This window comes from uncultured Sphingomonas sp., from assembly GCF_964237335.1.
In the GTDB taxonomy this organism is placed as follows: Bacteria; Pseudomonadota; Alphaproteobacteria; order Sphingomonadales; family Sphingomonadaceae; genus Sphingomonas.
The window spans coordinates 1-26119 of sequence record NZ_CAXSHM010000015.1 but is presented as its reverse complement, the minus strand read 5'-3'; the positions used below and the strand labels follow the sequence as shown (position 1 = coordinate 26119).

Sequence of the window (26119 nt, the reverse complement as noted above, 5' to 3'; positions counted from 1 at the left end):
CGCATTCTGACCGGATCGAATGTCGTTTCTCACGCGCGTCGCCTCGTTTGCGGCGTTGTCCCTTTGCATGCTCGGTCTGGGCGGCACCCCGACCGCGAGCAAGGCGGCGGAGCTGACGACGGTGTCGCTGCCCACGACCCTCGTCACGATGCGGCCCGCCGTATTGCTGTCGATCCCAGCAATGCCGACCATCGTCGATCAGGCGACCACCACTGCTCCCCCCACCCATTTCGCCAGTCTTGAGGATGCCGTCGCCGCGCAGGTCGACGGCGAGGGTTCCGCCCGTGCCGACGATATCGCGTGCCTCGCCGGTGCGATCTATTTCGAGGCGAAAGGCGAGCCGCTGACGGGGCAGCTCGCGGTCGCCAACGTCATCCTGAACCGCACGCACTCGGGCCGCTTTCCCACCGACGTCTGCGGCGTCGTCACGCAGCGCGGGCAGTTCTCGTTCGTGCGCGGTGGCCATGTGCCGATCATCTCCGCCGCCGCGCGCGGCTATCACACCGCCATCGCGATGGCGCGTGTCGCGCTTGCCAAGGCGTGGGACAGCCCGGCCCCGCAGGCGCTGTTCTTCCACGCCCGCCGTGTCGGCATGGGCCACGGCATCCAGATCGCCGCGATCGGCAATCACATCTTCTATCGCTGACCCGGATTCATTGCTGACCCGGACAGGCGGTCTTCCCGCCGTTCGCCTCCTGTTCTAGGAACGCGGCATGGCGACCGCGCTTTGTCTCGACCAGCCCGCGATTTGCGCCGCCGACGTCGCGCGCGGGACGACGCGGCTGCTGATGCGGCATGACTATCAGGCGATCCCCGAACTGCCCGTCGACGGCGGACGGCGCGTCGACCTGATGGCGCTCGACGGACGCGGGCAGATCGCGATCGTGGAGATCAAGGTGTCGCGCGCCGACCTGCTCGGCGACGGCAAATGGCCCGACTATCTGGCGCATTGCGACCGGTTCTATTGGGCGGTGCCCGCAGGCTTCGACCTGTCGCCGCTCGACGCCGACGCGTTCCTGCCCGCGCGGACCGGAGTGATCGTCGCCGACCGCTACGACGCAGTGATCGTGCGCGAGGCGGCCTGCGTCGCGCTGGCGGCTCCTACGCGCAAGCGCTGCACGCTCGCCTTTGCGCGTCGCGCGGCGCGGCGGCTGACCGCATTGGTCGATCCCGACGGGATGCCGCCCGTCGGCTAGGCCGCGATCAGAGCTTGGGCCCGGCGACCGCCGCTTTCGGCTTGGCGGGCGTTTCGTTCAACAGCTTGGAAAGCTCGGGGCTGCGCGTGTCGCGCGCGGCATATTCCCGCGCGGACAGGCCGGCGATCACGTCGCGCTGATCGGGATTGGCACCGCCGGCGATCAGCTCGCGCGCCATCTGCATGTCGTGCCGCTGCACCGCGCGGATCAGCGGCGTCTCGCCGCTCGAATTGGCGAGGTTGGGATCGGCGCGTGCGGTCAGCAGCGGCTGGATCATCGCTTCCTGCCCCATGGTCACCGCCAGCAGCAGCGGCGAGTTGCCCTTGTCGTCGCGCAGGTTCGGGTCCGCGCCGTGGACCAGCAGATAATTGAGATACGCCCGGTCGCTGCGCCGCACGACGATGTGGAGCGCGCCCTCACCGGTGCTCCGGTCGCGGGTGTCGACGATGCGGCTGCCGGGCTTTTCCACCATGCTGGTCACGTCGTCGTTCTTGCCGTTGCGGACCGCATCGAGGAACTTGTAGCCGTCCGACTGGAACTGCGCGGACGCGGCGGTGCCGGCGAGTGCGAGGGCCAGAACGGCGGGGAGAAAGGCGCGGTTCGTCATGCGAAGTCCCTGGTCGAAGGGGCGAAGCCCGGCTTGCCAGTCGGTCGCTAACAGATCATGGGTGGCCGCGCCATGAACGCCTGCCGCCTGGCGCTGCTATCCGCCTTGTCCGTTCCCGCGCTGCTCGGCGCCTGTTCCCGCGTTGCGCCCGCGCCCGAAGCGCAGCGGCCGCCGCTGGAAGGCGCGCGGATCGGCGGCCCGTTCACGCTGACCGACCAGAACGGCCGGACGGTGACCGACGCTAGCTTCGCGGGCCGCTATCGCATCGTCTATTTCGGCTACACCTATTGCCCTGACGTGTGCCCGACCGACATGCAGCATCTCGGCGCGGCGATGAAGTTGCTCGACATGCAAGATCCGGTGCTCGCCCGGCGGATCGTGCCGATCTTCATCAGCGTCGATCCCGCCCGCGACACGCCGGCGGTACTGCGGCAATATGTCGCCAATTTCGACCCACGGCTCATCGGCCTGACCGGCAGCGCCGACGCGATCGCGCGCACCGCCAAGACCTTCGCCGTCTATTACAAGAAGGGTGCGGCGACCGCGGACGGCGGCTACATGGTCGACCACAGCGTCACCGCCTATCTGATGGACCCGGCGGGCAAGCCGCTCGCGCTGCTGCCGATCGAGGGCGAGCCCGCCGCGATCGCGGCCGAGATCCGCCGCTGGGCGACGCCGTGAGCGGCGGGTCATGAGCACGCGGTTCTGGGAGGACGTGCCGCTGGCGAAGCTGGACCGCGCGCAGTGGGAGGCGCTGTGCGATGGGTGCGGCAAATGTTGCCTTCACAAGCTGGAGGACGAGGATACCGGCGCCTTGTGGCCGACCAACGTCGCCTGCAAGCTGCTCGACCGGCATAGCGGGCGCTGCTCCGACTATCGCCACCGCAGGATGTACGTCAGCGAGTGCCTGCGGCTGACGCTGCGCGAGGTGGAGACGGTCGACTGGCTGCCGTCGACCTGCGCCTATGCGCTGCGCGCGCGGGGCGAGGCGCTGCCCGAGTGGCATTACCTCGTCAGCAACGACCGCGAGGCGGTGCATCGTGCCGGCGAGTCCGTGCGCGGCTGGACGGTGTCGGAGGACGAGGCGGGCGAGCTTGAGAACCACGTCGTCGATCGCGAGCTGTGAGCCCGCCGGCGGACGGGCCAGCCAGCGTTCCAGCGGGCGGTCTGGTGGACGAGGTCGTCCGCCACCCGCGTGCGCGGGGCTGGCGGCTAAAGGTCGATCCGGTGAGTGGGCGCACGCGGCTGACGGTGCCAAAACGCGGGGCGGTCCGACCGGCGCTGGCCTGGGCGGCAGGACAGGGAGCGTGGATCGCCGCCGCGCGCGCCGGCCTGCCAACACCGCGCCCGTTCGCGGACGGTGCGGCTATCCCGTTCGGCGACGGGACGCTGACGATCGCCTGGTCGCCCACCGCGCCGCGCCGGGCGGAGCAGGACGGCGACCGGTTGGTCCTCGGCGGCCCGATCGAGGGGCTGGCGCGCCGCGTCGAGGCATGGCTGCGGCGCGAGGCGCTGGCGTTGTTGACGGCGGACACGCGCGACTACGCGGCGCTTGCCGACGTCGGCGTGGACCAGGTGGCGATCGGCGACCCGCGCGGCCGCTGGGGCAGTTGTTCCAGTAGCGGCGCGGTGCGCTACAGCTGGCGGCTGGTCTGCGCGCCGGTGGCGGTGCGCCGGCAGGTCGCCGCGCATGAGGTCGCGCACCGGATCCACATGAACCACGGACCTGCGTTCCACGCGCTCGTGGAGCGGCTGTACGGCGCCGACCCGGCCCCCGCCCGCGCCTGGCTGCGCGAACATGGCACGGCGCTGCATTGGCTGGGGCGGACGGCCTGACGGTCAGTAGGTGTCGTCGGGCGTACGCTGTACAGGCTGGCGCGGGTCGGGCGCGCGCTGCCGGGCCGGCGGCGCGTCGCGCCGATCGCGGCCGGTGACATGGTCGATCCAGTCCTGGTCTAGCCGGGCGGGCGGGGCATCGGTCGTCGTGGTCGTCTCGGTCTCGGTGGCAGGCGGCGGGGCCGGCTGGGCAGGGGGCTGATCACCGGCCGGCGCGTTGTTCGGCTGTCCGATCGGATTGCCATTCTCGTCCACATAGACTGTGCCCGAGCCGCCGCTGTCGGGCTGGCCATAGGCCTCGTCGTCGGGCTCGATCTGCATCTCGGGCAGCGTCACCTGCGTGTCGAACTGCTCGACCGGCCGGTTCGCGACCGCCTTGCTCATATAGGCGGCGAACGCCTTGGCGGGCGCGGTGCCGCCGTGGAGGCCGGGGATCGGCCGGCTGTCGTCGCGGCCCATCCACACGCCGGTCGTGATGCCGCTGGAAAAGCCCAGGAACCACCCGTCCTTGTTCGCCGACGTCGTGCCGGTCTTGCCTGCCACCGGCCGTCCGATCTGCGCCGCCTTGCCCGTGCCGGTGTTGACGGCGGTCTGCAGCAGGTCGGTCATCTCGGCCGCGACATAGGGCGCGACCAGCACATGGCTGCGGTCCACCTGATATTCGTAGATCACCTGATTGTCCGCGGTCACGCGGGTGATGCCATAGGGCGCGGTCGCCACGCCCTTGTTCGCCACGCTGGCGAAGGCGCGCGTCATGTCGATCAGCCGCACTTCGGAGGTGCCCAGCACCATCGAGGGATGCGTGTTGACCGGCGTCGTGATCCCGAACCGGCGCGCCATGTCCGCCACCGTCTGGAAGCCGACCGCCTGGCCGAGCTTCGCCGCCACCGTGTTGAGCGAATAGGCGAAGGCCGTGCGCAGCGTCACCGTTCCGGAGTTGTGCCGGCTGTCGTTGCGCGGGCTCCAGCCGGCGATCGTCACCGGCGCATCGACCTCGGTATCCTCGGGCTTCTTGCCGGCCTCGAGCGCGGCGAGATAGACGAACAGCTTGAACGACGATCCCGGCTGACGGACGGCCTGCGTCGCGCGGTTGTAGATCGACGAGACGTAATCGGTGCCGCCCACCATCGCGCGCACCGCGCCGTCGCGATCGAGGCTGACGAGCGCACCCTGCGCGCCCGGCGGCGCATTGGCGCGGATCGCGGCGTCGGCGTCGCGCTGCATGCCGAGGTCCAGCGTCGTCCACACCTCCAGCGGACGGTCCTTCTCGTCGATCAGCGTGTCGAGCTGCGGCAGCGCCCAGTCGGTGAAATAGCGGACCGAGTTCTGCTTGGGCTCCGCGGAGAACGACACGGAGGCGATGTCCGCGTCCTCGGCCTGCTGCGCGGTGATGTCGCCCGCGCGCCGCATCAGCGACAGCACCACGCCGGCGCGGCCCTTGGCGGCATCGAGGTCGGCGCTGGGGGAATAATGCGACGGCGCCTTGACCAGCCCCGCGATCACCGCCGCCTCGCCCAGGCTCAGATGATCGGCGCCATGGCCGAAGAACTTGCGGGATGCCGCATCGATACCATAGGCACCGCCGCCGAAATACACCTTGTTGAGGTACAGCTCCAGGATCTGCTCCTTGGAGAACTTGCGCTCCAGAGCGAGCGCCAGGATGCCCTCGTGGAACTTGCGGCCGAACTTCTTCTGGCTATTGAGGAAGACGTTTCGCGCGAGCTGCTGCGTGATCGTCGACCCGCCCTGGACCCAATGACCACGCTGGAACCGCACCTGCACCGACCGGCCGATGCCGATCGGATCGATGCCGGGATGGCTGTAGAAGCGGCGGTCCTCCGTATCGATTTCCGCATCGCGCATCACCGCCGGGATTCGATCGTAGGGCAGCCACTCGCCATAGCTCGGCCCGAGCGAGACGATCACCGTCCCGTCGGCGGCATGGACGCGGATCATCTGGCCGTTGGGAGAGGATTTCAGCTCGTCGAAACTCGGCAGCTCGCCCTTTGCGATATAGACCGCCACGCCGAGCGCGGCGATCGCCAGCAGCAGCAGGACGACGACGATCTTGACGAGGAGCCACAGCCGCCCCCGCCACGGTGACCGTGGGCCGCGTGGCGGGGAGGCGCGTGATCGGGAAGCGGATGAGCGGGGGGAGGGGCTGCGGGCCATGAAGGCCTTGGCGGATACCGGGTTCCCGAACCGCCCACAAGCGGCGCGCACTCGTCCGCAACGACGGTCAGGCGGCGCTTACTCGCCCGCCCGCGTGGCGTTCCACCCGGCCGGCGAGTTCCAGCTCCAGCAGCACCGTTTGCACGGCGGCGGGTGACAGGCCGGACTGGCGGATCAGCTCGTCGACCGCGACGGGCACGGGCCCGAGCAGCGTCGCGATCGTCCGGCGTTCGGCATCGCTCGCGTCGGCGGGCGGGGCGGTGTAGCGGTCGGCGGGGGCGCGGACCGATCGCGGGTCGATCGGGCGGACCAGCTCCAGGATGTCCGCGGCCGATTGGACGAGCGTCGCGCCCTCGCGGATCAGCAGGTTGCACCCTTGCGCGCGCGGATCGAGCGGGTGGCCGGGCACCGCCATCACCTCGCGCCCCGCTTCCGCCGCCAGACGCGCGGTGATGAGCGAACCGGACTTGGGCACCGCCTCCACCACCACCGTCCCTTGCGCCAGCCCGGCGATGATGCGGTTGCGATAGGGGAAATGGCGCGCGCGGGGCTCGGTGCCCGGCGGCTGCTCGGCGACGACCAGCGCCTCTTCGCCCAGCCGCTCCTGCAACGCGGCGTTCTCGGGCGGGAACACCACGTCGATGCCGCTCGCGATCACCGCGATCGTGGCGGCGCCGGCGCCGACATGCGCCTGCGTGTCGATCCCGCGCGCCAGGCCCGAGACGACGGTCGCGCCCTCCGCCGCCAGGTCGGCGGCGAGCTGGCGCGCGAAGCGGCAGGCGGCGGCGGACGCGTTGCGCGCGCCGACCATCGCGACGCAGCGGGTGGCGAGCAGCGCCGTCCGACCGCGCACGATCAGGACCGGCGGCGCGTTCTCCAGCTCGGCGAGCAGCGGCGGATAGTCGGCGTCGTCGATGAACAGGTAGCGGGCGCCTAGCCGGGCGGTCGTCGCCGCTTCGCGCTCGACCTGCCCGCGCGATGGCACCACCAGCGGCTCGCCGCCACCCCGGCGCGCGAGCATCGGCAGCGCCTCCAGCGCGGCGGCGGCGGTTCCGAACCGGGCGACGAGCTGGCGATAGCTGACCGGGCCGACCCGCGGCGTGCGGATCAGCCGCAGGCGGGCGAGCGCGTCCCCATCGCCCGAGACACCTTCGCCCGAGTCAGCCACGCGCGCCGATCCGGGGTTCCGTCCCGTCCAGCAGCCGCTCGATGTTGGCGCGATGCTTCCAGATCACCAGCAGCGCGAGCGCGAGCAGCAACGGCACCAGATCGAACCGGTCCATCGCCGCCGCGCCCGTCGGCGCGCTCGCGGCGGCCAGCATGCCCGACAGCGACGAGACGCGCACGGTGGCCAGAAGCCCGAGCCACACAAGCGCATAGATCAGCCCGCACGGCCAGTGGAGCGCCAGCACGATCCCCATCAGCGTCGCGACGCCCTTGCCGCCCCGGAACCGCAGCCACACCGGATAGCAATGGCCCATGAACGCGGCGGCGGCGGCGACGATGCCCTGGCCGGGGAACAGCCGCTCCACGAGCCATACGGCCAGCCAGCCCTTGCCGATGTCGAGCAGCATCGTCGCCGCCGCCAGTTCCTTGCGGCCGGTGCGCAGCACGTTGGTGGCGCCGATGTTGCCCGACCCGACCGACCGGAGGTCGCCCGCGCCGCCAAGCCGCGTCAGGATCACGCCGAACGGGATCGACCCGAGCAGATAGCCGGCGGCCAGCGCCAGCGTCGGCGCCATCCAGATCGGACCCGTTCCTTGCAGCGCCCCCATGGTCGCGTCATATCGGCTCGGCAGGTGACACGCCAGCAACCTCGATCAGCCCGGATCGGCTTTCGTTCTCGCCGCTACGGTGACCGTCACCGCCACGTCCATCGTCACGTTGCCGACGGTCCGGAACAGGTCGGGGATCGTCTCCACCGCGATCAGGATGCCTAGCGGCTCGATCGGTATCCCCATCGCGATCGCGACCGGCGCGACGCTCGCGACATAGCTGATCGTGCCGGGCAGGCTGACCGAGCTCATCGTTGTCACCGCCGCGGTCGCGACGCCGGCGGCGAGCTGCGCCGGGCCGATCGGCACGTCCAGCCAGTGCGCGATATAGAGCGCGACGGCCAGGTTCATCGCCGGGCTGGTCGCCCGGAAGATCGCCACCGACAGCGGCAGGGTTATGCCCGCGATCCCGCGACCGGCGCCGAGGCTGGCCGACCCTTCGATCATCGCGGGCAGGCAGGCGAGCGAGGATTGCGTGCTGATCGCCACCGCCTGCGCGGGTGCGACCGCGCGGGCGAAGCGGGCGAGGCTGATACGCCCGCCGATCGCGCCCACCGGATAGCCGGCGAGGATCACGATGAAGCCCACCGCGGAGACGCAGGCGATATAGTGGACCAGCGCCCCGATCGCTCCCGTGCCGGTCCGCGCGCCGACCCCGAAGGCAAGCGCGCCGACGCCGATCGGCGCGAGCTTCAGCACCCAGCCGATTACGATCAGCAGCGTGTCGACGGTCGCCTGAAAGAAGGCGACGAAGCCGGTCCGCTGCGCCTCCGGCAGCCGCGTGGTCGCAAACGCGAAGGCGAGGGAGAACACCGTCAGCGGCAGGAACCCGTCCCCCGCCGCGGCCGCCACGACGTTGGCCGGTACCACCGTGTCGAAGAAGGCGGCGAGGCCGGGCACGGTCCCGACCGGTTTCGCCTGCGTCAGTGCGGATCGCAGCGCGGTCGAGAGCCCCACGGGCAGGGGGAACAGCCGCAGGATCAGCGGCTCCACCACCGCGGCCATCAGCGTCGTCGACCACAGAACGACGACGATCATCAGCACCGCGCGTGCAGTGATGCGTCCCGCGCGCGCCGCCTCCGCCGTCGCGCCGATCCCGGTGACGAGCAGCGACACGATCAGCGGCACGATCGTCATCTGCAACCCGTGCAGCCACGCCGTGCCGATCGGCTGGGTGTAGCCGCTCGTCGCCAGCGCCGCGGCCGGCGCGAGCCAGGCGCCGACGATGCCGAGCAGCAGGCCCAGCCCGAGCGAGAGGAGGATGCGGGTGGCCTGAGAAGCGCGGAGCATCATGGGGTCGCCCTTCGTGACAAGCGGCGCTAGAGACCGGACCGGCATCAGGCGACGAGACCCAGGCGATGGCAAGATATTTCGGCACCGACGGTATCCGCGGCCTCACCAACGCGCAGCCGATGACGGCACGGATGGCGATGAAGGTCGGCATGGCGGCGGGCGCCTATTTCCTGCGCGGCGACCATCGCCACCGCGTGCTGATCGGCAAGGACACGCGCCTGTCGGGATACATGCTCGAATCGGCGCTGGTCGCCGGCTTCACCAGCGTCGGCATGGACGTCGTCATGACCGGGCCGCTGCCCACCCCGGCGATCGCGCTGCTGACCCAGTCGATGCGCGCGGACATCGGCGTGATGATCTCCGCCAGCCACAACCCGTTCGAGGACAACGGCATCAAGCTGTTCGGGCCCGACGGATACAAGCTGTCGGACGAGGCGGAGACGGCGATCGAGGACCTGATCGACGGCGTGGACGAGGGGCAGGTGCCGCTGGCGCCCGCCGCCACCATCGGCCGGGCGCGTCGGATCGACGATGCGCAGGGCCGCTACATCAACTCCGCCAAGGCGACCTTCCCGCGCGATCTGCGGCTCGACGGGATGAAGATCGTCATCGATTGCGCGAACGGCGCCGCTTATCGCGTCGCGCCGTCGGCGCTATGGGAACTGGGCGCCGAGGTGATCGCGATCGGCGTGACGCCCGACGGCACCAACATCAACGACGGCGTCGGCTCGACGGCGCCGCAGACCCTGTCGGACACGGTGGTGGCGAGCGGCGCCGACATCGGCATCGCGCTCGACGGGGACGCCGACCGGCTGATCGTGGTGGACGAAGCGGGCAAGGTGGTCGACGGCGACCAGCTGATGGCGACGATCGCCGCCGGCTGGGCTCGCCAAGGCCGGCTGGTGGGCGGCGGCCTGGTCGCGACCGTCATGTCCAATCTGGGGCTGGAGCGGCATCTGGCGGCGCAGGGACTGGGTCTGGTGCGCACCAAGGTGGGCGACCGCCACGTGCTGGAGGCGATGCGCGCGCGCGGCTTCAACCTGGGCGGCGAACAGTCGGGGCACATCATCCTCGCCGACTATGCGACCACCGGCGACGGGCTGGTCGCGGCGTTGCAGGTGCTCGCGGAGATCGTGCGGTCGGGCGCGCCCGCGAGCGAGGTGCTTCACCGGTTCGAGCCGCTGCCCCAGTTGCTCAAGAACGTCCGCTTCAAGGGTGGCCGGCCGCTCGACGCCGAGCCGGTGAAGGCCGTGATCGCCGAGGCTGAAGCCGAACTGAAGGGCCGCGGCCGCCTCGTCATCCGCCCGTCGGGCACCGAGCCGGTGATCCGCGTGATGGCGGAGGGTGACGATCCCGGCCAGGTCGAGGCGGTGGTCGACCGCATCTGCGATGCCGTCCGCCAGGCCGCGGCCTGAGAGACTGGGCTGATGCTGACCCGACAGGCGCGCGCCTGATGCTCGCCATGCGGCCCGATTGCGAGCGGTGCGGCGCGGACCTGCCGGCGCAGGCACCGGGCGCGTTCATCTGCTCGTTCGAATGTACCTTCTGCGCCGAATGCGCGGAGGCGTTGGACGACCGGTGCCCGAACTGCGGCGGTGAGCTGGTCGATCGGCCTACTCGGACGGGCGCCGCGCTGAAGCGGAGTCCGGGATCGACGGAGCGGCGGTTTCAGGCCTGAAGGCTTGGTCCCCTATCTCCGTTCATCCTGAGCTTGTCGAAGGATTGTCCTTTTCCGTAAAAAGGGCAGGGCTTCGACAGGCTCAGCCTGAACGGAACTAGGAAGGTAGCCCAAATGGACGCGGAAGCATTTGGATCAGAAGTCGATCGCGATGCCCTTGTGCTCCCAATCGCCGTAGCGGGTCGGGTCCTGGCCGTCGGGATCCTCGGTCTTGCGCGCGGGCTGGGGCACCGGCACCGGGATGTTGGGCGACAGATACGGGGGCGGCGTGACGTGAGCGGGGCGTTCACCCATCGTGCGTGTCCTTTCGCGACGCGGAGCCGATTGCGGCCGGTCCGCTTCGCCGCCACATGGGGGTCGTGACCGACCGCGCGCAAGTCCCTGCCGAGCAAGCTTCTTCCGATCTGCCTGCCATCGATCCGCCTGGCGTCGCGACCCGCCGCGCCGCGATGCGGCTGCTCGATGCGGTGCTGCGTCGGGGGCAGGCGCTGGACGCCGCCATGCCGGGCGCGACGCGCGAGCTGCCGCGCGCCGACGACCGCGCCTTTGCCCACGCGATCGCCGCCGAGGCGCTGCGCCGGCTGCCCGATCTCGACGCGCTGATCGACGGCGCGACCCGCCAGACGCTGCCGCCCGATGCCAAGGCGCGCACGGCGCTCCGGATCGCGCTCGTGCAGGCGCTGGTGCTCGGCAAGCCGGCGCATGCGGCGATCACGACCGTGCTGCCGCTGGTCGACGGCGGCCCGCGCAAGCTGGTCCATGGCGTGTTCGGCACGTTAAGCCGCGCGGGGCTCCTGCTGCCCGAGGTGCCGACGCTGCCCGAGGCGACCGCCGAGCGCTGGGGCATCGCCTGGGGCGACGAGATGGTCGCCGACGCCGCGCGCGCGATCGCGACGCCGCCGCCGCTTGACGTGACGTTGCGGGACGAAGCACCCGCGTACCTAGGCGGCGTGTCGCTCGCCTCCGGCCACCGCCGGCTGCCGCGTGGTACGGCGGTGACCGACCTGCCCGGCTATGCCGAGGGCGCCTGGTGGGTGCAGGATATCGCCGCTTCCATCCCCGCCCGGCTGCTCGGCGCACCGCCCGAGCCGGATGCGACGGCGCTCGACCTGTGCGCGGCGCCCGGTGGCAAGACGATGCAGCTCGCCGCCGCCGGTTGGCACACGGTCGCGGTCGACGGCTCGCAAAGTCGTCTGGCGCGACTTCGCGATAATCTGCACCGCACTCGGCTGAAGGCCGAGGTAATCCGGGCCGACATCCTCGACTGGTCGCCGGCCGAGCCGGCGGCGGCGGTACTGCTCGATGCGGCGTGCAGCGCGACCGGCATCTTCCGCCGCCATCCCGACGTGCTCCACCGCGTGCGCCCGTCAGTGATCGACGAGGCCGCCGCGTCGCAGGCGAGGCTGCTCGCGCGCGCCGCCGACTGGGTGCGGCCGGGCGGGACGTTGGTCTACGCCACCTGCTCGCTGGAACCGGAGGAGGGCGAGGAGCAGATCGGCCGTTTCATGGCCGCGAACCTCGCGTTCGGGATCGATCCGGTCCGCACCGACGAGCTGCCCGACGGGATAGCGCCCGATCCGCGTGGCTGGGTCCGCACGCTGCCCGGCATGCTGGCCGGACAAGGAGGCTGCGACGGCTTCTTCATCGTTCGGCTGCGACGGGCGGGGTAACGCACAAGACGGTTCAAATGCGCGCGCCGCCGCTCTAGGGTCCCACGCACCATGAGCCAGCCCGTCCGCATCTCGCCCTCGATCCTGTCCGCCGACTTCGCCAAGCTTGGCGAGGAGGTGCGTGCGATCGACGCCGCGGGCGCGGACTGGATCCATGTCGACGTGATGGACGGGCATTTCGTCCCCAACATCTCCTTCGGCCCGGCGGTAATGAAGGCGATAAGGCCGCTTACGGCCAAGCCGTTCGACGTCCACCTGATGATCGCCCCCGTCGATCGCTATCTCGATGCCTTTGCCGAAGCGGGGGCCGACACGATCCTGGTTCATGTCGAGGCGGGACCGCACATCCATCGCTCGATTCAGCACATCAAGGGGCTTGGCAAGCGCGCCGGCGTCGCCCTCAATCCCGGTACCCCGGCCAAGATGCTGGATTACCTAATGGACGACGTAGACGAGGTGCTGGTGATGACGGTCGATCCCGGTTTCGGCGGCCAGCATTTCCTGTCCGGCCAGCTCAAGAAGGTCGCCGCGATCCGCCGGATGATCGACGCGACGGGACGTTTGATCGACCTGGAGGTGGACGGCGGCGTCGACCTACAGACCGCGCGCCAATGCGTCGAGGCGGGAGCGGACGCGCTCGTCGCGGGCACGGCGGTGTTCCGGGCTGGTCCAGCCGGGTATCGGGCCGCCATCGCGGGCCTGCGCGGCGGGTGAGCGACGCCGATCCTGTCCTCGATCCGGGCTCGGCATGGATGGAGGAGCCTGGCGACGGGATCGAGTCCGGCCGCCAACTGATCCGCGTCGGTGGAGAGGCTGGACTGTCGCTGGCGGAGCGGCTGTCGGAACGGTTGCACCGGCTGACGTGGCGTACGCCGATCCACACGCTGCGGCTGAAGGGCCGCTATCCGCTCAAGCTGCTCGCGGTGCCCGACGATCCGCTGCCCGGCGACGTCGCGCGTGGGCGCACGCTGCTGGCCGGGCGGCTGACGTTCCGGGGCGAGGAGCGCGAACTCGCCGCCCTCGACCTCGCGCGGCCCGACTGGAGCCGGCCGTTCGGCGCCCATCTCCACAGCTTCGACTGGCTGCGCGACCTGTCCACCGTCGCGACGCGGGCGCAGGCGGCGCCGATCGCGGAAAGCCTGATGGCGCGCTGGCTCGGCGCGCATGCCGACGCCGTGTCGGGCGAGGCGTGGCGGCCGAGCCTGTGGGGGCGGCGGCTGATCGGCTGGACCGCGCACGCGCCGCTGATCCTGTCGTCGGGCGACCTGATCTATCGCTCACGCGTCCTCAACACGCTGGCGCGGGGTGCGCGTCATCTCGATCGCGCGGCGGACAAGGCCGCGCCAGGCGCCGACCGTGTCGTCGCCTGGGCGGGGGTGATCGTCGCGGGGCTGCTGATCCCCGGCGGCGATCCCAGGCGGGTGTTCGGCGAGGCCGGGCTGGTGCGCGCGCTGGGCACCGCGCTGTTCGACGACGGCGGCACCGTCAGCCGCTCGCCACGCCAATTGCTCGCGATCCTCGAAACGCTGGTGAGCCTGCGTGCCGCCTATGCCGCGCGCCGGATGGACCTGCCCGAGCCGGCAGCGCAGGCGATGGCGCGCATGGTGCCCGCGCTGCTGGGCGTCGCCCATGCCGATCGCGGCCTGTCGAGCTGGCAGGGCGGGGGCCCGACGTCGCCCGACCGGCTGGCGGAGGTGATCGACGCGAGCGGCATCCGCACCCGCCCACTCCGTCAGGCGCGCGACTGGGGGTATCAGCGGCTCGCCACCGGCTCGGCGGTCGTGATCGTCGACGCCGCGCCGCCGCCGGTGGCGCGGGTGGTGGACGGTGGCTGCGCCTCGACGCTGGCGTTCGAGCTGTCGGACGGGCCGATGCGGCTGGTGGTGAACTGCGGCGGCGCGCGGGCCGGGATCGCGGGACTGCCGGCCGGGCTGACCGAGGGCCTGCGCACGACGGCGGCGCATTCGACGCTGTGCCTTGCCGACAGCAACTCCACCGCGATCCAGGCGGACGGCACGCTCGGCCGCGGCGTCGGCGTGGTTGAGCTCGCGCGGCAGGAGAGCGGCGGCGCGAGCCGGATCGAGGCGAGCCACGACGGCTATGTCCGCCGCTACGGCTTCCTCCACCGTCGCAGCCTGGTGCTGGCGGGCGACGGGCGCGAGCTGCGCGGTGAGGACATGCTGCTGCCCGAGGGGCGACGGCGGCGGGCGGCGCCGACGGCTTTCGCGATTCGCTTTCATCTGGGCGAGGGGGTGGAGGCCGCGCCGACCGGCGACGGAGCCGGCGCGGTGCTGCGTGGGCCGGGCGCGGCGCTGTGGCAGTTCCGCTGCCGCGGCGGGGCGCTGTCGGTGGAGGACAGCCTGTGGATCGACGGCGCCGGGCGGCCGGTGGCGATCCGGCAGTTGGTGATCGCGGGCGAGGCGGTCGCGGGCGGCGCGACGGCAAGCTGGGCGTTCAAGCGCGCGCGGTAATCCTAAGACCGTCATCCCCGCGAACGCGGGGATCGCTCACGACCGGCATGCGCTTTCAACGAGACCCTCGCGTTCGCAAGGGTAACGGACTGAAAGCGAGTGAGGGGCGGGTGCAAGGGAGGTTGTCGCCGCGACACGGCACCCTGTATGGGCCGCGCAACCACGCCGGTAGGCGATGCTGGAGTTCGCCATGTCCGCCGTTCCCATCGCCCGTGCGTTGCTGTCCGTGTTGGACAAGACCGGGCTCGTCGAGCTGGCAACGGCGCTCGCCGGCCATGGTGTTGAGCTGGTCTCGACCGGCGGCACCGCGACCGCGCTCCGCGCCGCAGGGCTGACGGTGCGCGACGTGTCGGAGCTGACCGGCTTCCCCGAGATGATGGACGGCCGCGTCAAGACGCTCCACCCCAAGGTGCACGGCGGGCTGCTGGCGGTCCGCGACGACCCCGCGCACGTCGTGGCGATGGACGCGCACGGGATCGGCGCGATCGACCTGGTGGTCGTCAACCTCTACCCGTTCGAGGCCACCGTCGCCCGCGACGCGGGGCGCGACGAGGTGATCGAGAACATCGACATCGGCGGCCCCAGCATGGTGCGCTCGGCGGCGAAGAACCACGCGCATGTGGCGATCGTCACCGACCCGGCGGACTATCCTGCGCTGATCGAGGAGCTGGCCGCCAACGCCGGCGCGACGAGCCTCGACACGCGCCGCCGGCTCGCGGCCAAGGCGTTCGCCGCCACTGCCGCCTATGACGCGGCGATCGCAAGCTGGTTCGCCTTCGCTGACCAGGGCGAGCGGTTTCCGGAGACGCTGCCGCTTGTGCTCAGGCGCGGCTCCACGCTGCGCTATGGCGAGAACCCGCATCAGCAGGCCGCCTTCTATCGCTCCGCCGGCCCGCACGCGCGCGGGATCGGCCAAGCGCGGCAGGTCCAGGGCAAGGAGCTGTCGTACAACAACCTCAACGATGCAGATGCGGCGCTGGAGCTCGTGTCGGAGTTCCGGGACGGCGAGCCCGCCTGCGTGATCGTCAAGCACGCCAACCCGTGCGGGGTCGCGATCGGCGCGACGCTCGTTGAGGCGTATGAGCGCGCCTTCCAGTGCGACACCGTGTCGGCGTTCGGCGGCATCATCGCGGTCAACCGGCCGCTGGACGGCGAGACCGCCCGCGCCATTGCCGGCATCTTCACCGAGGTAGTGGTCGCGCCGGATGCCGATGCAGAGGCGCTGGCGGTGTTCGCGGGCAAGAAGAACCTCCGTTTGCTGCTGACGGGCGCACTGCCCGACCCGGCGCGGCTTGGCCTGACGGTGAAGTCGATCACCGGCGGCTGGCTTGTGCAGAGCCGCGACGCGGGCCGGCCAGGCGAGCTGAAGGTCGTGACGAAGCGCCAGCCGACCGAGCAGGAATTGGCCGACTGCCTGTTCGCCTGGACCGTGGCCAAGCACGTCAAGTCGAACGCGATCGTCTATGCGAAGGACGGCGCGACCGCCGGGATCGGGGCCGGGCAGATGAACCGGCTGGAGTCGGCGCGCATCGCCGCATGGAAGGCGCGCGACGCCGCCAACAAGGCGAGCTGGGCGACACCGCGCACGATCGGCTCGGCGGTGGCGTCGGACGCGTTCTTCCCGTTCGCCGACGGTCTGATGGCGGCAGTGGAGGCGGGCGCGACGGCGGTGATCCAGCCCGGTGGCTCGATCCGCGACGACGAGGTGATCGCAGCGGCGGACGCGGCCGGGCTGGCGATGGTGTTCACCGGAATGCGGCATTTCAGGCATTGAGGAACGGTTGTAGGCGCGGCCACGTGGTGCCGGTGCGCCAAACGCAAGGTCGTGCCGATACCTGCTTCGGCTAACCGGTCGGGTGGCTGACGCGTGGCTGAGGACCGTCAGGGCCGGAGCCAATCCCGATCAGGCCGGGTGATCTGGCGTGCATTGCTGTAGGCCATTTCAAGAGTTAAACAGGTTGAGGCCCTGTAATCATGGCCAACATCGTCAACTACGAGCGCCAAATCGGCGATCGACGGATTAGTTAAACAAATAGGCAGGAGTAGTTGCACCTTATTATTATAGTATTGTGGGATTGCCGCTTTGTAGTTTCTTATCACTCGGATCTTTGCCTGATCAATTTTTCCTCTAAGAAGTGCAGATAGATTGTGTAGGCCAAGGGTACGGAACTCAGTAGGAAAACGGCTTAGGTTTTCATTGACGATGTGATCGTAATGGACCCGCAGCTCCTTTCTTGTATCAAATACCAGCATTGATGGGTTGTCGAAGTAATGAGCGATTTTTGGGGTTCCCCTAAATCCGTTTAGGTAGTGTTCTCCCTCTCTCGCCCATGCTCGAAAGTACCAATCCTGTTTGTCAAGGTTCCGATTGCGCTCAAAAATCGCACAAATCTGCTCCTGAGACTCGGTTACAAGTCCAGTATTAAACGCCGCCAGTTCACCATCGTCATTGATTTGAACCTTATCCTCAAAAGCCAGCCGAGAATAGGTCCGAAATATATAGTTCCGGAGGATAGGCTTACGCCCGGTTGGCGTAGCATTGAAATCCCAATCTCCAGGCTCATCCTCCGCAAGTCTTGAAAGTTCATCTAAGCGATCATCGAACGCAGGTACGTACGCGAAGCTCAGCAGTTCATCAGGTAACATATCCATACCGCTTTCCATTAATGCGCCTCACCCCAGCTCGGCCCCGTCCCGATCTCCACCCCCAGCGGCACCGTCAGCTTCACCGCCGGCTCCGCCGCGGTCGCCATGACCCGCTCGATCACCGGCTTCGCGCGTTCGACGTCGCCCGCGGGCAGCTCGAACACCAGTTCGTCGTGGACCTGCAGCAGCATCCGCACGTCGGGCAGCCCTTCCGCTGCCAGTGCAGGCTCCATGCGGATCATCGCACGCTTGATGATGTCCGCGCTCGTGCCCTGGATCGGCGCGTTGATCGCCGCGCGCTCGGCGCCCTGCCGCTCGGGCTGGATCTTGGACTTGAGCCGCGGGAACCAGCATTTCCGCCCGAACAGCGTGGTGGTGTAGCCACGCTCGCGCACGCCCGTCAGCGTCTCGGCGATGTAGCGGTTGATGCCGGGGAAGCGGTCGAAATAGGTGTCGATCATCCCCTGCGCCTCGTCCGCCGACACGTCGAGCCGCCCCGCCAGCCCCCAGCGCGAGATGCCGTAGAGGATTGCGAAGTTGATCGTCTTGGCGCGCGAGCGCGTGTCGCGGTCGACCTTGCCGAACAGCTCCTGCGCGGTGAGCGAGTGGATGTCGTCGCCGTTCGCGAATGCGTCGCGGAGCTGCGGCACGTCGGCGATGTGCGCGGCGAGGCGCAGCTCGATCTGCGAATAATCGGCCGACAGGATCACATTGCCCGGCTCGGCGACGAACGCGTCGCGGATCTGGCGACCGGTCTCGGTGCGGATCGGGATGTTCTGGAGGTTGGGCTCGGTCGACGATAGCCGCCCGGTCTGCGCACCCGTCAGCGAGTAGCTGGTGTGCACGCGGCCCGTGTCGGCGTTGATCTCCGCCTGCAGCGCGTCGGTATAGGTGTTCTTGAGCTTGGTGAGCTGACGCCAGTCGAGCACGCGACGGACGATCTCCGAGCCCTCGCCCTTCTCGCGCGCGATCCGTTCGAGTTCGGTCACATCGGTGGAATAGACGCCCGACTTGCCCTTGCGCCCGCCCTTGAGGCCCAGCCGCTCGAACAGCACGTCACCCAACTGCTTGGGGCTGCCGATCGTGAACGGGCCGCCCGCCATATGGTGGACGACCGTCTCCAGCTCCGCGATCTGCCCGGTGAACTCCGCCGACAGTGCGGCGAGCTTCTCGCGGTCGACCAGGATGCCGCGCCGCTCCATCCGCGCGACCACCGCCACCAGCGGCCGGTCGACCATCTCGTACACCCGCGTCGCGGCCTCGGCCGGCAGTCGCGCCTTGAACCGCTTCCACAAGCGGTACGTCACGTCGGCGTCCTCGGCCGCGTAGCGGGTCGCGGACTTGAGGTCGACCTCGTGGAATCCGCGCTGCGTCTTGCCGGTGCCGACCACGTCCTTGAACGCGATGCACGAGTGCGACAAATGCGTCGCGGCGAGTTCGTCCATGCCGTGGCCGTGCAGCCCCGCGTCGAGGTCGAAGCTCATCACGATCGTGTCGTCATAGGGCGCGACCTTCAGCCCCCCGACCATTTCGCCGGCGCGCGCCAGCACCGTCATGTCGAACTTGAGGTTGTGGCCGATCTTGAGGACGGACGGATCCTCGAACAGCGGCTTGAGCTTCGCCAGAGCGACCTGCGGCGACAATTGCACCGGCGTTTCCGCCAGCAGGTCGGTGCCGCCGTGGGTGAGGGGGATGTAGCAGGCGAGGTTGGGATGGAGCGAGAGGCTGACGCCCACCAGCGTACAGGCCATCGAGTCGGTGCCGCTCGTCTCCGTGTCGATCGCGACCCAGCCCTGGTGGCGCGCGACCGCGATCCAGCGATCGAGCGCGGCCTCGTCCACCACCGTCTCGTAACCGTCGTGGTCGCAGGGCGGGTCCTGCTCCATCGGGACTGATGTGGGTTCGGGGACCGGCGCGTCGGCGACGCTCGTGCCGCCTTGCGCCCCATCACCAAGCCGGGCGAGCAGCGACTTGAAGCCGTGATGCTCCAGGAACGCGCGCAGCGGCGCGTCGGGGATGCCCTTGAGCTCCAGTTCCTCCAGCGGGTGTTCCAGCGGCGCGTCGCACACCAGCTTGACGAGTTCCCGGCTCATCCGCGCGGCATCGGCATGCTCGATCAGATTGTCGCGTAGCTTGCCCTTCTTCATGTCGGGCGCGGCCGCCAGGACGGCTTCGACGTCGCCATGGTCCTGGATCAGCTTGGCCGCCGTCTTGGGCCCGACGCCCGGCACGCCCGGCACGTTGTCGACCGCATCGCCCATCAGCGCCAGCACGTCGCCGAGCTTGTCCGGGCCGACGCCGAACTTCTCCACCACCTGTTCCGCGCCTAGTCGGCGGTTGGTCATCGTGTCATACAGGTCGAGCCCCGGCTCGATCAGCTGCATCAGGTCCTTGTCGCTGGAGACGATCGTCACCTGCCAGCCCTGCGCCAGTGCCGCCGTGGCATAGCTCGCGATCAGGTCGTCCGCCTCCAGCCCCGCCTCCTCGATGCACGGCAGCGAAAAGGCGCGGGTCGCGTCGCGGATCATCGGGAATTGCGGCGTCAGGTCCGGCGGCGGCGGCGGCCGGTGCGCCTTGTACTGCGGGTACATCTGCGTGCGATGATTCTCCGACGACTTGTCGAGCACCACCGCCATATGGGTCGGGCCTTCCGCCGCATGGACCTCGTCCGCCAGCTTCCAGAGCATCGTCGTATAGCCGTACACCGCGCCGACTGGCTCGCCGTGCTTGTTGGTGAGCGGTGGCAAGCGGTGATAGGCGCGGAAGATGTAGCCGGAGCCGTCGACGAGGTAGAGGTGGGGCATGGCGTAGGTGTAGCGGATGGAGCGGGGCGGCTCAAACGGTCCCCGCTTCACCTATTCCGTTGGCCCTGAGCTTGTCGAAGGGCTGTCCTTCTTCGTGCTACCGTAGAAACGACAGGGCTTCGACAAGCTCAGCCTGAACGGAGGTGAAGACGAGCGTGGTAGGGTGATGGTTTAGTTCGTCGATCCCGCGCCCCCGCGGCTCGCCTGATAGCTCGCGACTTCCGCGGCGACCGACTGGATCAGCTCCTGCCGCTCGCGCATCGGGCGGACCGAGTCGCCGATCATCACCGCGATCGCGTAGCGCGAGCCGTCGGGCGCGGTCAGCAGGCCGACGTCGTTGAACCCGGCATTGCGGGGTCCGAGATCCTGCCCGGTCCCGGTCTTGTGCGCGATCGTCCAGCCGGACGGCAGCGCGGCGCGCAGCCGGGCGCGGCCGGTGACGGAGGCGCCCATCGTGTCGAGCATGATCCGCGTCGACGTCTCCGACAGCAGCTCGCCGCGTGCGAGGCGCGCGAGCGCGTCGGCGATCGCGACCGGCTCGGCACCGTCGGGCGGATCGGAGACATAGGCGTCGAGCGCGGCCGCGCGCGCGGCGGGGGTCAGCCGCGAGCGGGCGATTTCGAAATTATTGCCCAGCGCGTACGAAGCCTGCCACGTCAGCCCCGCCGTCCGGCTCTGCAACTGCCGCTCGCCGGGACCAAAACGGATGCCACCGAGCTGCTTGCGCTCGATGAACGCGCGCACCGCCGACGGGCCGCCAACCAGCCAAAGCAGTTTGTCGTTGGCGGTGTTGTCGCTGTGCGTCAGCGCGCGGGTGAGCAGATCGCCCACCGTGGTGTGGAACCCGCCCGGCTTCACCGCCAGGAACGCGATCGGCTGGTGGAACAAGGTGATGTCGCCCGGCCCGACCGTCACCGGATCGTCGAGGCGCAGTTTGCCCTGGTCGCGCCGGTCGAGCACCGTCATCGCGACCCACAGCTTGGACACCGATTGCTGCGGCAGCCGCTGGAGTCCGCCCGCCTCGATGGTCCAGCCCGCGTCGACCGCGCGCACCGCGATCCCCATCCGGCCGGCGAAGCCATGGTGGATCGACTCGATCGCCGCCTCCAGCCGCGCCGGCGCGCGGCTCGTGCGCGGCGGCTCGACGGGCGGCGGCGGTACGGGCACGGAGACGAAATAGCTCGGGCTCGCGACCGGTGCGCGCGCGCCGGCGCCAGGATGGCTCGCCGATCCGCACGCCGCCACCGCCATCACCAGGCCGGAGCCGGCCGCCAGGCGCATGCCCCATTGGCCATAGCTGACCCCCAACCGTCCAATCGTCACTTGTCGCCCCGCTGACCGCGTCGACACTCTAGGCGAGAATTGCTCATCGAAAACCACGCGTTAGCGATGGTGCGGTGAACCGCGCCTGACGCGCGACCGGCGGCGTGGTGCCGTGCCGGGCGCGAAAGCGGTTGGCCACCGGCGCGGGGCATGGAAGGAAGGGCGCCGAAAGGCGGCGGCGATGGACGAGAGCGGGTTCCTGACGATCGGCGGCCTGTTCCTCGCGGCCATCCTGGTGGCGATCGGCGCGCAGCGGTTGCGGCTGCCCTACAGCATCGGGCTGGTCGTCGCGGGGCTCGGCATCGCGCTGGTCGCGCCCGGCACCGCGCCGCCGCTGACGCGCGACCTGATCTATTTCATCCTGCTGCCGCCCTTGGTGTTCGAGGCGGCGATCCAGATCCCCTGGAGGCCGCTGCGCCGCGAGCTGCCGCTGCTGCTCGCGCTCGTCACGCTGGGCGTCGCGGTCGCGAGCGGCGTCGTGGCGGCGGGGATGCATTATTGGGCGGGGTGGAGCTGGATCGGCGCGGGGCTGTTCGGCGTGCTGATCTCCGCCACCGACCCCGTCTCGGTGATCGCCGCGTTCAAGCAATGGCGCGTCGAGCCAAGGTTGCATCTGCTGGTGGAGGCGGAGAGCCTGCTCAACGACGGGGTCGCGGCGGTCGGCTTCGCGGTGCTGACCGGCATCGCGGTTGCTGGCGCAGGCGCGGGGGACGTCAGCCTGGGCGCGATCGGGTGGCAGTTGCTGTACACCTCGGTGGGCGGCATCGGCATCGGCGTCGGCGTCGCGGTGCCGCTGATCCTGGTCGCGGGCGGCACGGACGACCGGCTGGTCGAGGTGACGATCACCACGCTAATCGCGTTCGGCGCGTTCCTGGTGGCGGAGCATCTTGGGTGTTCGGGCGTGCTCGCGACGCTGGCGGCGGGGCTGGTCGTGGGCAATTGGGGCTTCCCGGGCACGATCAGCGACGACGGCCGCCGCGGCGTGCTCAACCACTGGGAATATGTCGCGTTCCTCGGCAACTCGGTGATCTTCCTCCTGATCGGCGGGAGCGAGGCGCGGCTGCCGATCGGCGTGGTGGTGGAAGCGGCGGCGCTGGCGATCGGCCTGTCGCTCGCGGGCCGGGCGCTGTCGGTCTACCCGATGACGCTCGCCTTCGCACGAACGCGGCTGGCGGTGCCCTGGGCATACAAGCACGTGCTGTTCTGGGGGGGCCTGCGCGGCGCGCTGGCGCTCGCGCTCGCGCTCGCTCTGCCCGGCGCCGTGCCCGAACGGGCCACCATCGTGGCGGTGGTGTTCGCCGTCGTCGCCTTCTCGATCGTCGTGCAGGGATTGACGATGGGGCCGCTCATCCGCCGGCTGGGACTGATCGAGACGGACGCGGGCCACGCCTGACACGGGGCCCGGATGTCATCAGCGCGCGAGCGCCTGCTGCAGAAAGCGCGCGCCGGGGGCGGAGGCCTGGCCGTTCAGGATCGCGCGCGGCGACAGGTCGCGGCCGTAGAACTCGCGGGTCCGGCCGTCGTCGGCGTGGATACCGCTCGCCTCGATCGTCGCGCCGGCATAGGCGCCCTTAGTGTTGGTCCACACGATCACGTCGCCCTTGGCGAGGTTCGCCTGGTCGGCGTCGGAATATTTGACGACCGCATAGCCGGCATTGGCGTTGAGCGAGATCTTGGTCCGGTCGATAAACTGGCTGACGGCGCGCCGGTTCATCAGCAGGTACACGACCGAGCCCCCGTCGCCACCGGCCTGCAGGCCGATGTTGAGGCCGCCGAAGCTGAAGAACGCCGGCGTGCTCCAGCCGCTTGCGGTGCGCGCCACGGCGACGCCCGCCCCGCCGCGGCCACCGATCAGGAAACCGGCCTGACCATAAGCCGGGATGATGTAGATGCCGGCCGCGCGCCCGACGAGCGCGTGGAGCTTGGGATCGCGGTCCATCTCGGCCACCACTGACACCGCCTTGTCGACCAGCTTCTGCGGCCCGCGCGCCGTTGCGCTGTCATCGCTCGGGTGCCGCTGCTGGCCTTCGGCGGCGGCGAGGGAGGGTGTCAGGACGAGCATTGCTGCGACGAGGGCGACCGAACGGGACGCGATGGTATGGGAAAAGCGGATCATGACGGGGTTCCTGACGATAGATGCAGGTTTCCTCAACGAAGGCGTGGGACCCGCCGTTCCGCCGGCAATTTCTCAATCCTCCCCCGTCAGGGGGAGGTGGCCGGCGTAGCCGGTCGGAGGGGGAGGCACCCGAAACGTCAGCCGGTCCTCCCCCTCCGTCACGCTTCGCGTGCCACCTCCCCCTGGCGGGGGAGGATTAGATGACCTTTACGGCACCAGCACCGTGTCGATCGCGTCCGGCAGCGTCTCGGGCCAGTCGAGCGTATAGTGCAGCCCGCGGCTCTCGTGGCGGTGGAGCGCGGAGCGGACGATCAAGTCGGCGGTCTGGATCAGGTTCCGAAGCTCGATCAGGTCGGGCGTGACGCGGAAATGGCCGTAATAATCCGCGACCTCCTCCTGGAGGAGGCGGATGCGGCTGGCGGCACGCTGGAGCCGCTTGGTGGTCCGCACGATGCCGACGTAATTCCACATGAAGCGGCGGATCTCGGTCCAGTTCTGCTTAATGACCACCTCCTCGTCCGAGTCGGTGACGCGGCTCTCGTCCCATGGCCGGATCGTGGGCACGGCGGGAAGCTGGTCCCAGCGCGCGGCGATGTCGGCCGCGCACGCCTCGCCGAAGACGAAACATTCGAGCAACGAGTTGGACGCGAGCCGGTTGGCGCCGTGCAGCCCGCTCTCGGTGCACTCGCCCGCCGCGTACAGACCGGGCAGGTCGGTGCGCCCGGCGCGATCGATGACGATCCCGCCGCAGGTGTAATGCTGCGCGGGAACGACCGGGATCGGCCCGGTGGTCATGTCGATGCCGAGACCCAGCAGCTTCTCGTGGATGTTGGGGAAGTGGCCGCGCACGAACTCGGCGGGCTCATGACTGATGTCGAGGTGGACGTAATCGAGGCCGTAGCGCTTGATCTCCGCGTCGATCGCGCGCGCCACCACGTCGCGGGGTGCGAGCTCCATACGTTCGGGATCGTAGAACTCCATGAACCGGGTGCCGGTCTGCGGATTGATGAGCCGGCCGCCCTCGCCACGCACCGCCTCGGTGATCAGGAAGTTCTTGACGTGGAGGTCGTAGAGGCACGTCGGATGGAACTGCATCATCTCCATGTTCGAGATGCGGCAGCCGGCGCGCCAGGCCATCGCGATCCCGTCGCCGGTCGCGCCGCGCGGAGCGGTGGAGAAGAGGTACGTCCGGCCCGCGCCGCCCGTCGCCAGGATCGTCGCGCGCGCGGTGTGCAGCTCGACGCCGCCCGACGCGCGGTCGACCGCATAGACGCCCCACACGTTGCCCGCGCCGGAATACCGCTCCTCGTGGCGTCCGGTCGCGAGATCGATCGCGACCCGGTCGGGCAGCAATGTGATGTTGGGATGCGCCTCGGCGGCGCGTTGCAGCGCCTCCTGCACCGCCCAGCCGGTCGCGTCGGCGACATGGACGATGCGCCGGTGCGAATGGCCGCCCTCGCGGGTCAGGTGCAGCGCGTTGCCCTCCGTCTCGAACGGCACGCCGAGCCGAACCAGCCGCTCGATCGCCGCGGGCGCGCCGCCGATGACGTATTCGACGACGTCGCGATCGTTGAGGCCGGCGCCGGCGACCATCGTGTCGCGGACGTGATTTTCGAACGTGTCGCCGGGTTCGAGCACCGCCGCGATCCCACCCTGCGCCCAGGCGGTGGAGCCCTCGTTGAGCGCGCCCTTGGCGAGCACCGTGACGCGGAACCGGTCGGCGAGCGTCAGCGCGGCGGTGAGCCCGGCGGCGCCCGACCCGACGATCAGGACGTCGGCGGTGGTGGCGGGGGGAGGCGGAGAGGTCATCTGCGCCCCCTGCCACAAGAAGCGGCGTGGTGGACAGCCGCTCCTTGCCGTTATGCCAGCGAACGCTGGCATCTCTCCGCGACAAGTCCGCCCCACGACGAGACCCCAGCGTTCGCTGGGGTGACGGCGACCGTCAGTACAGCTGCTTCCTCAGACTCAACTTGATCGACCGGCCGAGCGGGTCGAGATAGTCGGGCTGGTAGCTGATCGGCGTCGTGCCGTCGCCCGACGTCACCCGCTGGCGCGAGTCGAACAGGTTGGTCGCGCTGAGCGTCAGCCGCACGCCGCGCGCCCAGGGGTGCTTGACCACGAACTTGAGCTGCTGGCCGAGGTCCGCGAACAGCCGGAGGTCGAACGTCGCCAGGCTGGAGAAGTTGAGCGTGCTGTCCGTCGTCGCGCCCCCCGTCGTCGCAATCGCCGCCGTGCTGCCGCGCACGAACGTGCCGGTCTGGTAGTTGGCGGACGCGCGGATGCCGAGGCCATTGTTGCTGTAGCCGGCTTGGCCCTGCAACTCATGCCGCGGCTGGCCGCCACCCGTGCCGCTGCCGATCACGTCGCCGTTCAGCGCATCGAGCAGCGGGCCACCGGCGCGGACCAGTACCGTGTCCTCGAAATACCAGGTGTGGTAGAAAGCGAACTGCAGACGGCCGCCGCCCGCACCGCCGCCACGGCCGCCGAAGCCACCACCACCACCGCCACCCCGGCCGCCACCGCCACCGCCGC

23 protein-coding genes and 1 pseudogene are annotated in these 26119 nt (G+C 69.9%); 12 read left to right on the top strand and 12 right to left on the bottom strand.

The genetic code is table 11. From position 1 onward, the window contains the following. The first annotated feature begins 67 nt into the window (after nucleotides 1–67). Together ACFE65_RS09210 and ACFE65_RS09205 are read left to right on the top strand one after the other, a co-directional pair. Nucleotides 68–646 (top strand): cell wall hydrolase, encoded by a 579-nt coding sequence (locus ACFE65_RS09210; protein ID WP_375382062.1) that lies wholly within the window; start codon nucleotides 68–70, stop codon nucleotides 644–646. 67 nt (nucleotides 647–713) lie between these two features. Then, nucleotides 714–1196 (top strand): MmcB family DNA repair protein, encoded by a 483-nt coding sequence (locus ACFE65_RS09205; RefSeq protein WP_375382061.1) that lies wholly within the window; start codon nucleotides 714–716, stop codon nucleotides 1194–1196. A 7-nt stretch (nucleotides 1197–1203) separates the two neighbouring features. Here ACFE65_RS09205 and ACFE65_RS09200 read toward each other — a convergent pair whose 3' ends face one another. Beyond that, complete coding sequence (locus tag ACFE65_RS09200) at nucleotides 1204–1803, bottom strand: ankyrin repeat domain-containing protein (RefSeq protein ID WP_375382060.1); 600 nt, start codon at nucleotides 1801–1803, stop codon at nucleotides 1204–1206. Nucleotides 1804–1860: 57 nt separating this feature from the next. Between ACFE65_RS09200 and ACFE65_RS09195 the strand changes: the two genes are divergently transcribed. The 3 genes from ACFE65_RS09195 to ACFE65_RS09185 are packed head-to-tail and all read left to right on the top strand — an operon-like array spanning nucleotide 1861 to nucleotide 3639. Next, nucleotides 1861–2484, top strand: a complete 624-nt coding sequence (locus ACFE65_RS09195) for an SCO family protein (protein WP_375382059.1) — start codon at nucleotides 1861–1863, stop codon at nucleotides 2482–2484. A gap of 10 nt (nucleotides 2485–2494) precedes the next feature. Next, entirely contained in the window at nucleotides 2495–2929 is a 435-nt protein-coding gene (locus tag ACFE65_RS09190) for a YcgN family cysteine cluster protein (RefSeq protein ID WP_375382058.1), read from the top strand. Nucleotides 2930–2970: 41 nt separating this feature from the next. Continuing rightward, nucleotides 2971–3639, top strand: coding sequence for a M48 family metallopeptidase (locus ACFE65_RS09185; protein WP_375382117.1), 669 nt, complete (start codon nucleotides 2971–2973; stop codon nucleotides 3637–3639). 3 nt (nucleotides 3640–3642) lie between these two features. On the opposite strand, the gene ACFE65_RS09180 is transcribed toward ACFE65_RS09185, so the two are convergent. From ACFE65_RS09180 to ACFE65_RS09165, 4 genes are all read right to left on the bottom strand, one after another. Further along, nucleotides 3643–5811 (bottom strand): transglycosylase domain-containing protein, encoded by a 2169-nt coding sequence (locus tag ACFE65_RS09180; RefSeq protein ID WP_375382057.1) that lies wholly within the window; start codon nucleotides 5809–5811, stop codon nucleotides 3643–3645. Between the two features lie 67 nt (nucleotides 5812–5878). After that, a complete protein-coding gene (dprA, locus tag ACFE65_RS09175) occupies nucleotides 5879–6979 on the bottom strand; it encodes a DNA-processing protein DprA (RefSeq protein ID WP_375382056.1) in 1101 nt (366 codons plus the stop codon). After that, a complete protein-coding gene (gene plsY, locus ACFE65_RS09170) occupies nucleotides 6972–7553 on the bottom strand; it encodes a glycerol-3-phosphate 1-O-acyltransferase PlsY (RefSeq protein ID WP_375382116.1) in 582 nt (193 codons plus the stop codon). Before plsY ends, dprA begins: the two co-directional genes overlap by 8 nt. 78 nt (nucleotides 7554–7631) lie before the next feature. Next, nucleotides 7632–8876 carry a dicarboxylate/amino acid:cation symporter gene (locus tag ACFE65_RS09165; protein WP_375382055.1) on the bottom strand — a complete coding sequence of 415 codons (1245 nt, stop codon included), beginning with the start codon at nucleotides 8874–8876 and terminating at the stop codon, nucleotides 7632–7634. A 68-nt stretch (nucleotides 8877–8944) separates the two neighbouring features. Here ACFE65_RS09165 and glmM point away from each other — a divergent pair, with 68 nt between their 5' ends. Beyond that, nucleotides 8945–10294, top strand: coding sequence for a phosphoglucosamine mutase (gene glmM / locus ACFE65_RS09160; protein ID WP_375382054.1), 1350 nt, complete (start codon nucleotides 8945–8947; stop codon nucleotides 10292–10294). 38 nt (nucleotides 10295–10332) lie between these two features. Then, nucleotides 10333–10557, top strand: coding sequence for a DUF1272 domain-containing protein (locus ACFE65_RS09155; protein WP_375382053.1), 225 nt, complete (start codon nucleotides 10333–10335; stop codon nucleotides 10555–10557). Between the two features lie 135 nt (nucleotides 10558–10692). Here the strand turns inward: ACFE65_RS09155 and ACFE65_RS09150 are convergent, their stop codons facing one another. Then, nucleotides 10693–10851, bottom strand: coding sequence for a DUF1674 domain-containing protein (locus ACFE65_RS09150; protein ID WP_375382052.1), 159 nt, complete (start codon nucleotides 10849–10851; stop codon nucleotides 10693–10695). Between the two features lie 65 nt (nucleotides 10852–10916). Here ACFE65_RS09150 and ACFE65_RS09145 point away from each other — a divergent pair, with 65 nt between their 5' ends. From ACFE65_RS09145 to purH, 4 genes are all read left to right on the top strand, one after another. Then, entirely contained in the window at nucleotides 10917–12227 is a 1311-nt protein-coding gene (locus tag ACFE65_RS09145) for an RsmB/NOP family class I SAM-dependent RNA methyltransferase (protein ID WP_375382051.1), read from the top strand. Between the two features lie 51 nt (nucleotides 12228–12278). Continuing rightward, nucleotides 12279–12941, top strand: a complete 663-nt coding sequence (gene rpe / locus ACFE65_RS09140; protein ID WP_375382050.1) for a ribulose-phosphate 3-epimerase — start codon at nucleotides 12279–12281, stop codon at nucleotides 12939–12941. Between the two features lie 38 nt (nucleotides 12942–12979). Beyond that, nucleotides 12980–14698 (top strand): heparinase II/III family protein, encoded by a 1719-nt coding sequence (locus tag ACFE65_RS09135; RefSeq protein ID WP_375382115.1) that lies wholly within the window; start codon nucleotides 12980–12982, stop codon nucleotides 14696–14698. A gap of 190 nt (nucleotides 14699–14888) precedes the next feature. Continuing rightward, the gene (purH, locus tag ACFE65_RS09130) at nucleotides 14889–16472 is read left to right on the top strand and encodes a bifunctional phosphoribosylaminoimidazolecarboxamide formyltransferase/IMP cyclohydrolase (protein ID WP_375382049.1); all 1584 of its coding nucleotides are present in this window, start codon (nucleotides 14889–14891) and stop codon (nucleotides 16470–16472) included. Nucleotides 16473–16579: 107 nt separating this feature from the next. Here the strand turns inward: purH and ACFE65_RS09125 are convergent, their stop codons facing one another. From ACFE65_RS09125 to ACFE65_RS09115, 3 genes are all read right to left on the bottom strand, one after another. Continuing rightward, complete coding sequence (locus tag ACFE65_RS09125; RefSeq protein WP_375382048.1) at nucleotides 16580–17362, bottom strand: DUF3825 domain-containing protein; 783 nt, start codon at nucleotides 17360–17362, stop codon at nucleotides 16580–16582. Further along, nucleotides 17362–20148 carry a DNA polymerase I gene (gene polA / locus ACFE65_RS09120; RefSeq protein WP_375382047.1) on the bottom strand — a complete coding sequence of 929 codons (2787 nt, stop codon included), beginning with the start codon at nucleotides 20146–20148 and terminating at the stop codon, nucleotides 17362–17364. The genes ACFE65_RS09125 and polA overlap by 1 nt, the downstream gene beginning before the upstream one ends. A gap of 171 nt (nucleotides 20149–20319) precedes the next feature. Further along, the gene (locus ACFE65_RS09115) at nucleotides 20320–21429 is read right to left on the bottom strand and encodes a serine hydrolase (protein WP_375382046.1); all 1110 of its coding nucleotides are present in this window, start codon (nucleotides 21427–21429) and stop codon (nucleotides 20320–20322) included. A gap of 223 nt (nucleotides 21430–21652) precedes the next feature. Here ACFE65_RS09115 and ACFE65_RS09110 point away from each other — a divergent pair, with 223 nt between their 5' ends. Beyond that, nucleotides 21653–22864, top strand: a complete 1212-nt coding sequence (locus ACFE65_RS09110) for a cation:proton antiporter (RefSeq protein ID WP_375382045.1) — start codon at nucleotides 21653–21655, stop codon at nucleotides 22862–22864. Nucleotides 22865–22882: 18 nt separating this feature from the next. Here the strand turns inward: ACFE65_RS09110 and ACFE65_RS09105 are convergent, their stop codons facing one another. From ACFE65_RS09105 to ACFE65_RS09095, 3 genes and pseudogenes are all read right to left on the bottom strand, one after another. Next, entirely contained in the window at nucleotides 22883–23587 is a 705-nt protein-coding gene (locus ACFE65_RS09105; RefSeq protein WP_375382044.1) for a lipid-binding SYLF domain-containing protein, read from the bottom strand. 207 nt (nucleotides 23588–23794) lie between these two features. Then, the gene (nadB, locus tag ACFE65_RS09100; protein WP_375382043.1) at nucleotides 23795–25396 is read right to left on the bottom strand and encodes an L-aspartate oxidase; all 1602 of its coding nucleotides are present in this window, start codon (nucleotides 25394–25396) and stop codon (nucleotides 23795–23797) included. A 133-nt stretch (nucleotides 25397–25529) separates the two neighbouring features. Continuing rightward, a pseudogene (locus ACFE65_RS09095) lies at nucleotides 25530–26119 on the bottom strand (TonB-dependent receptor); the annotation flags it as partial.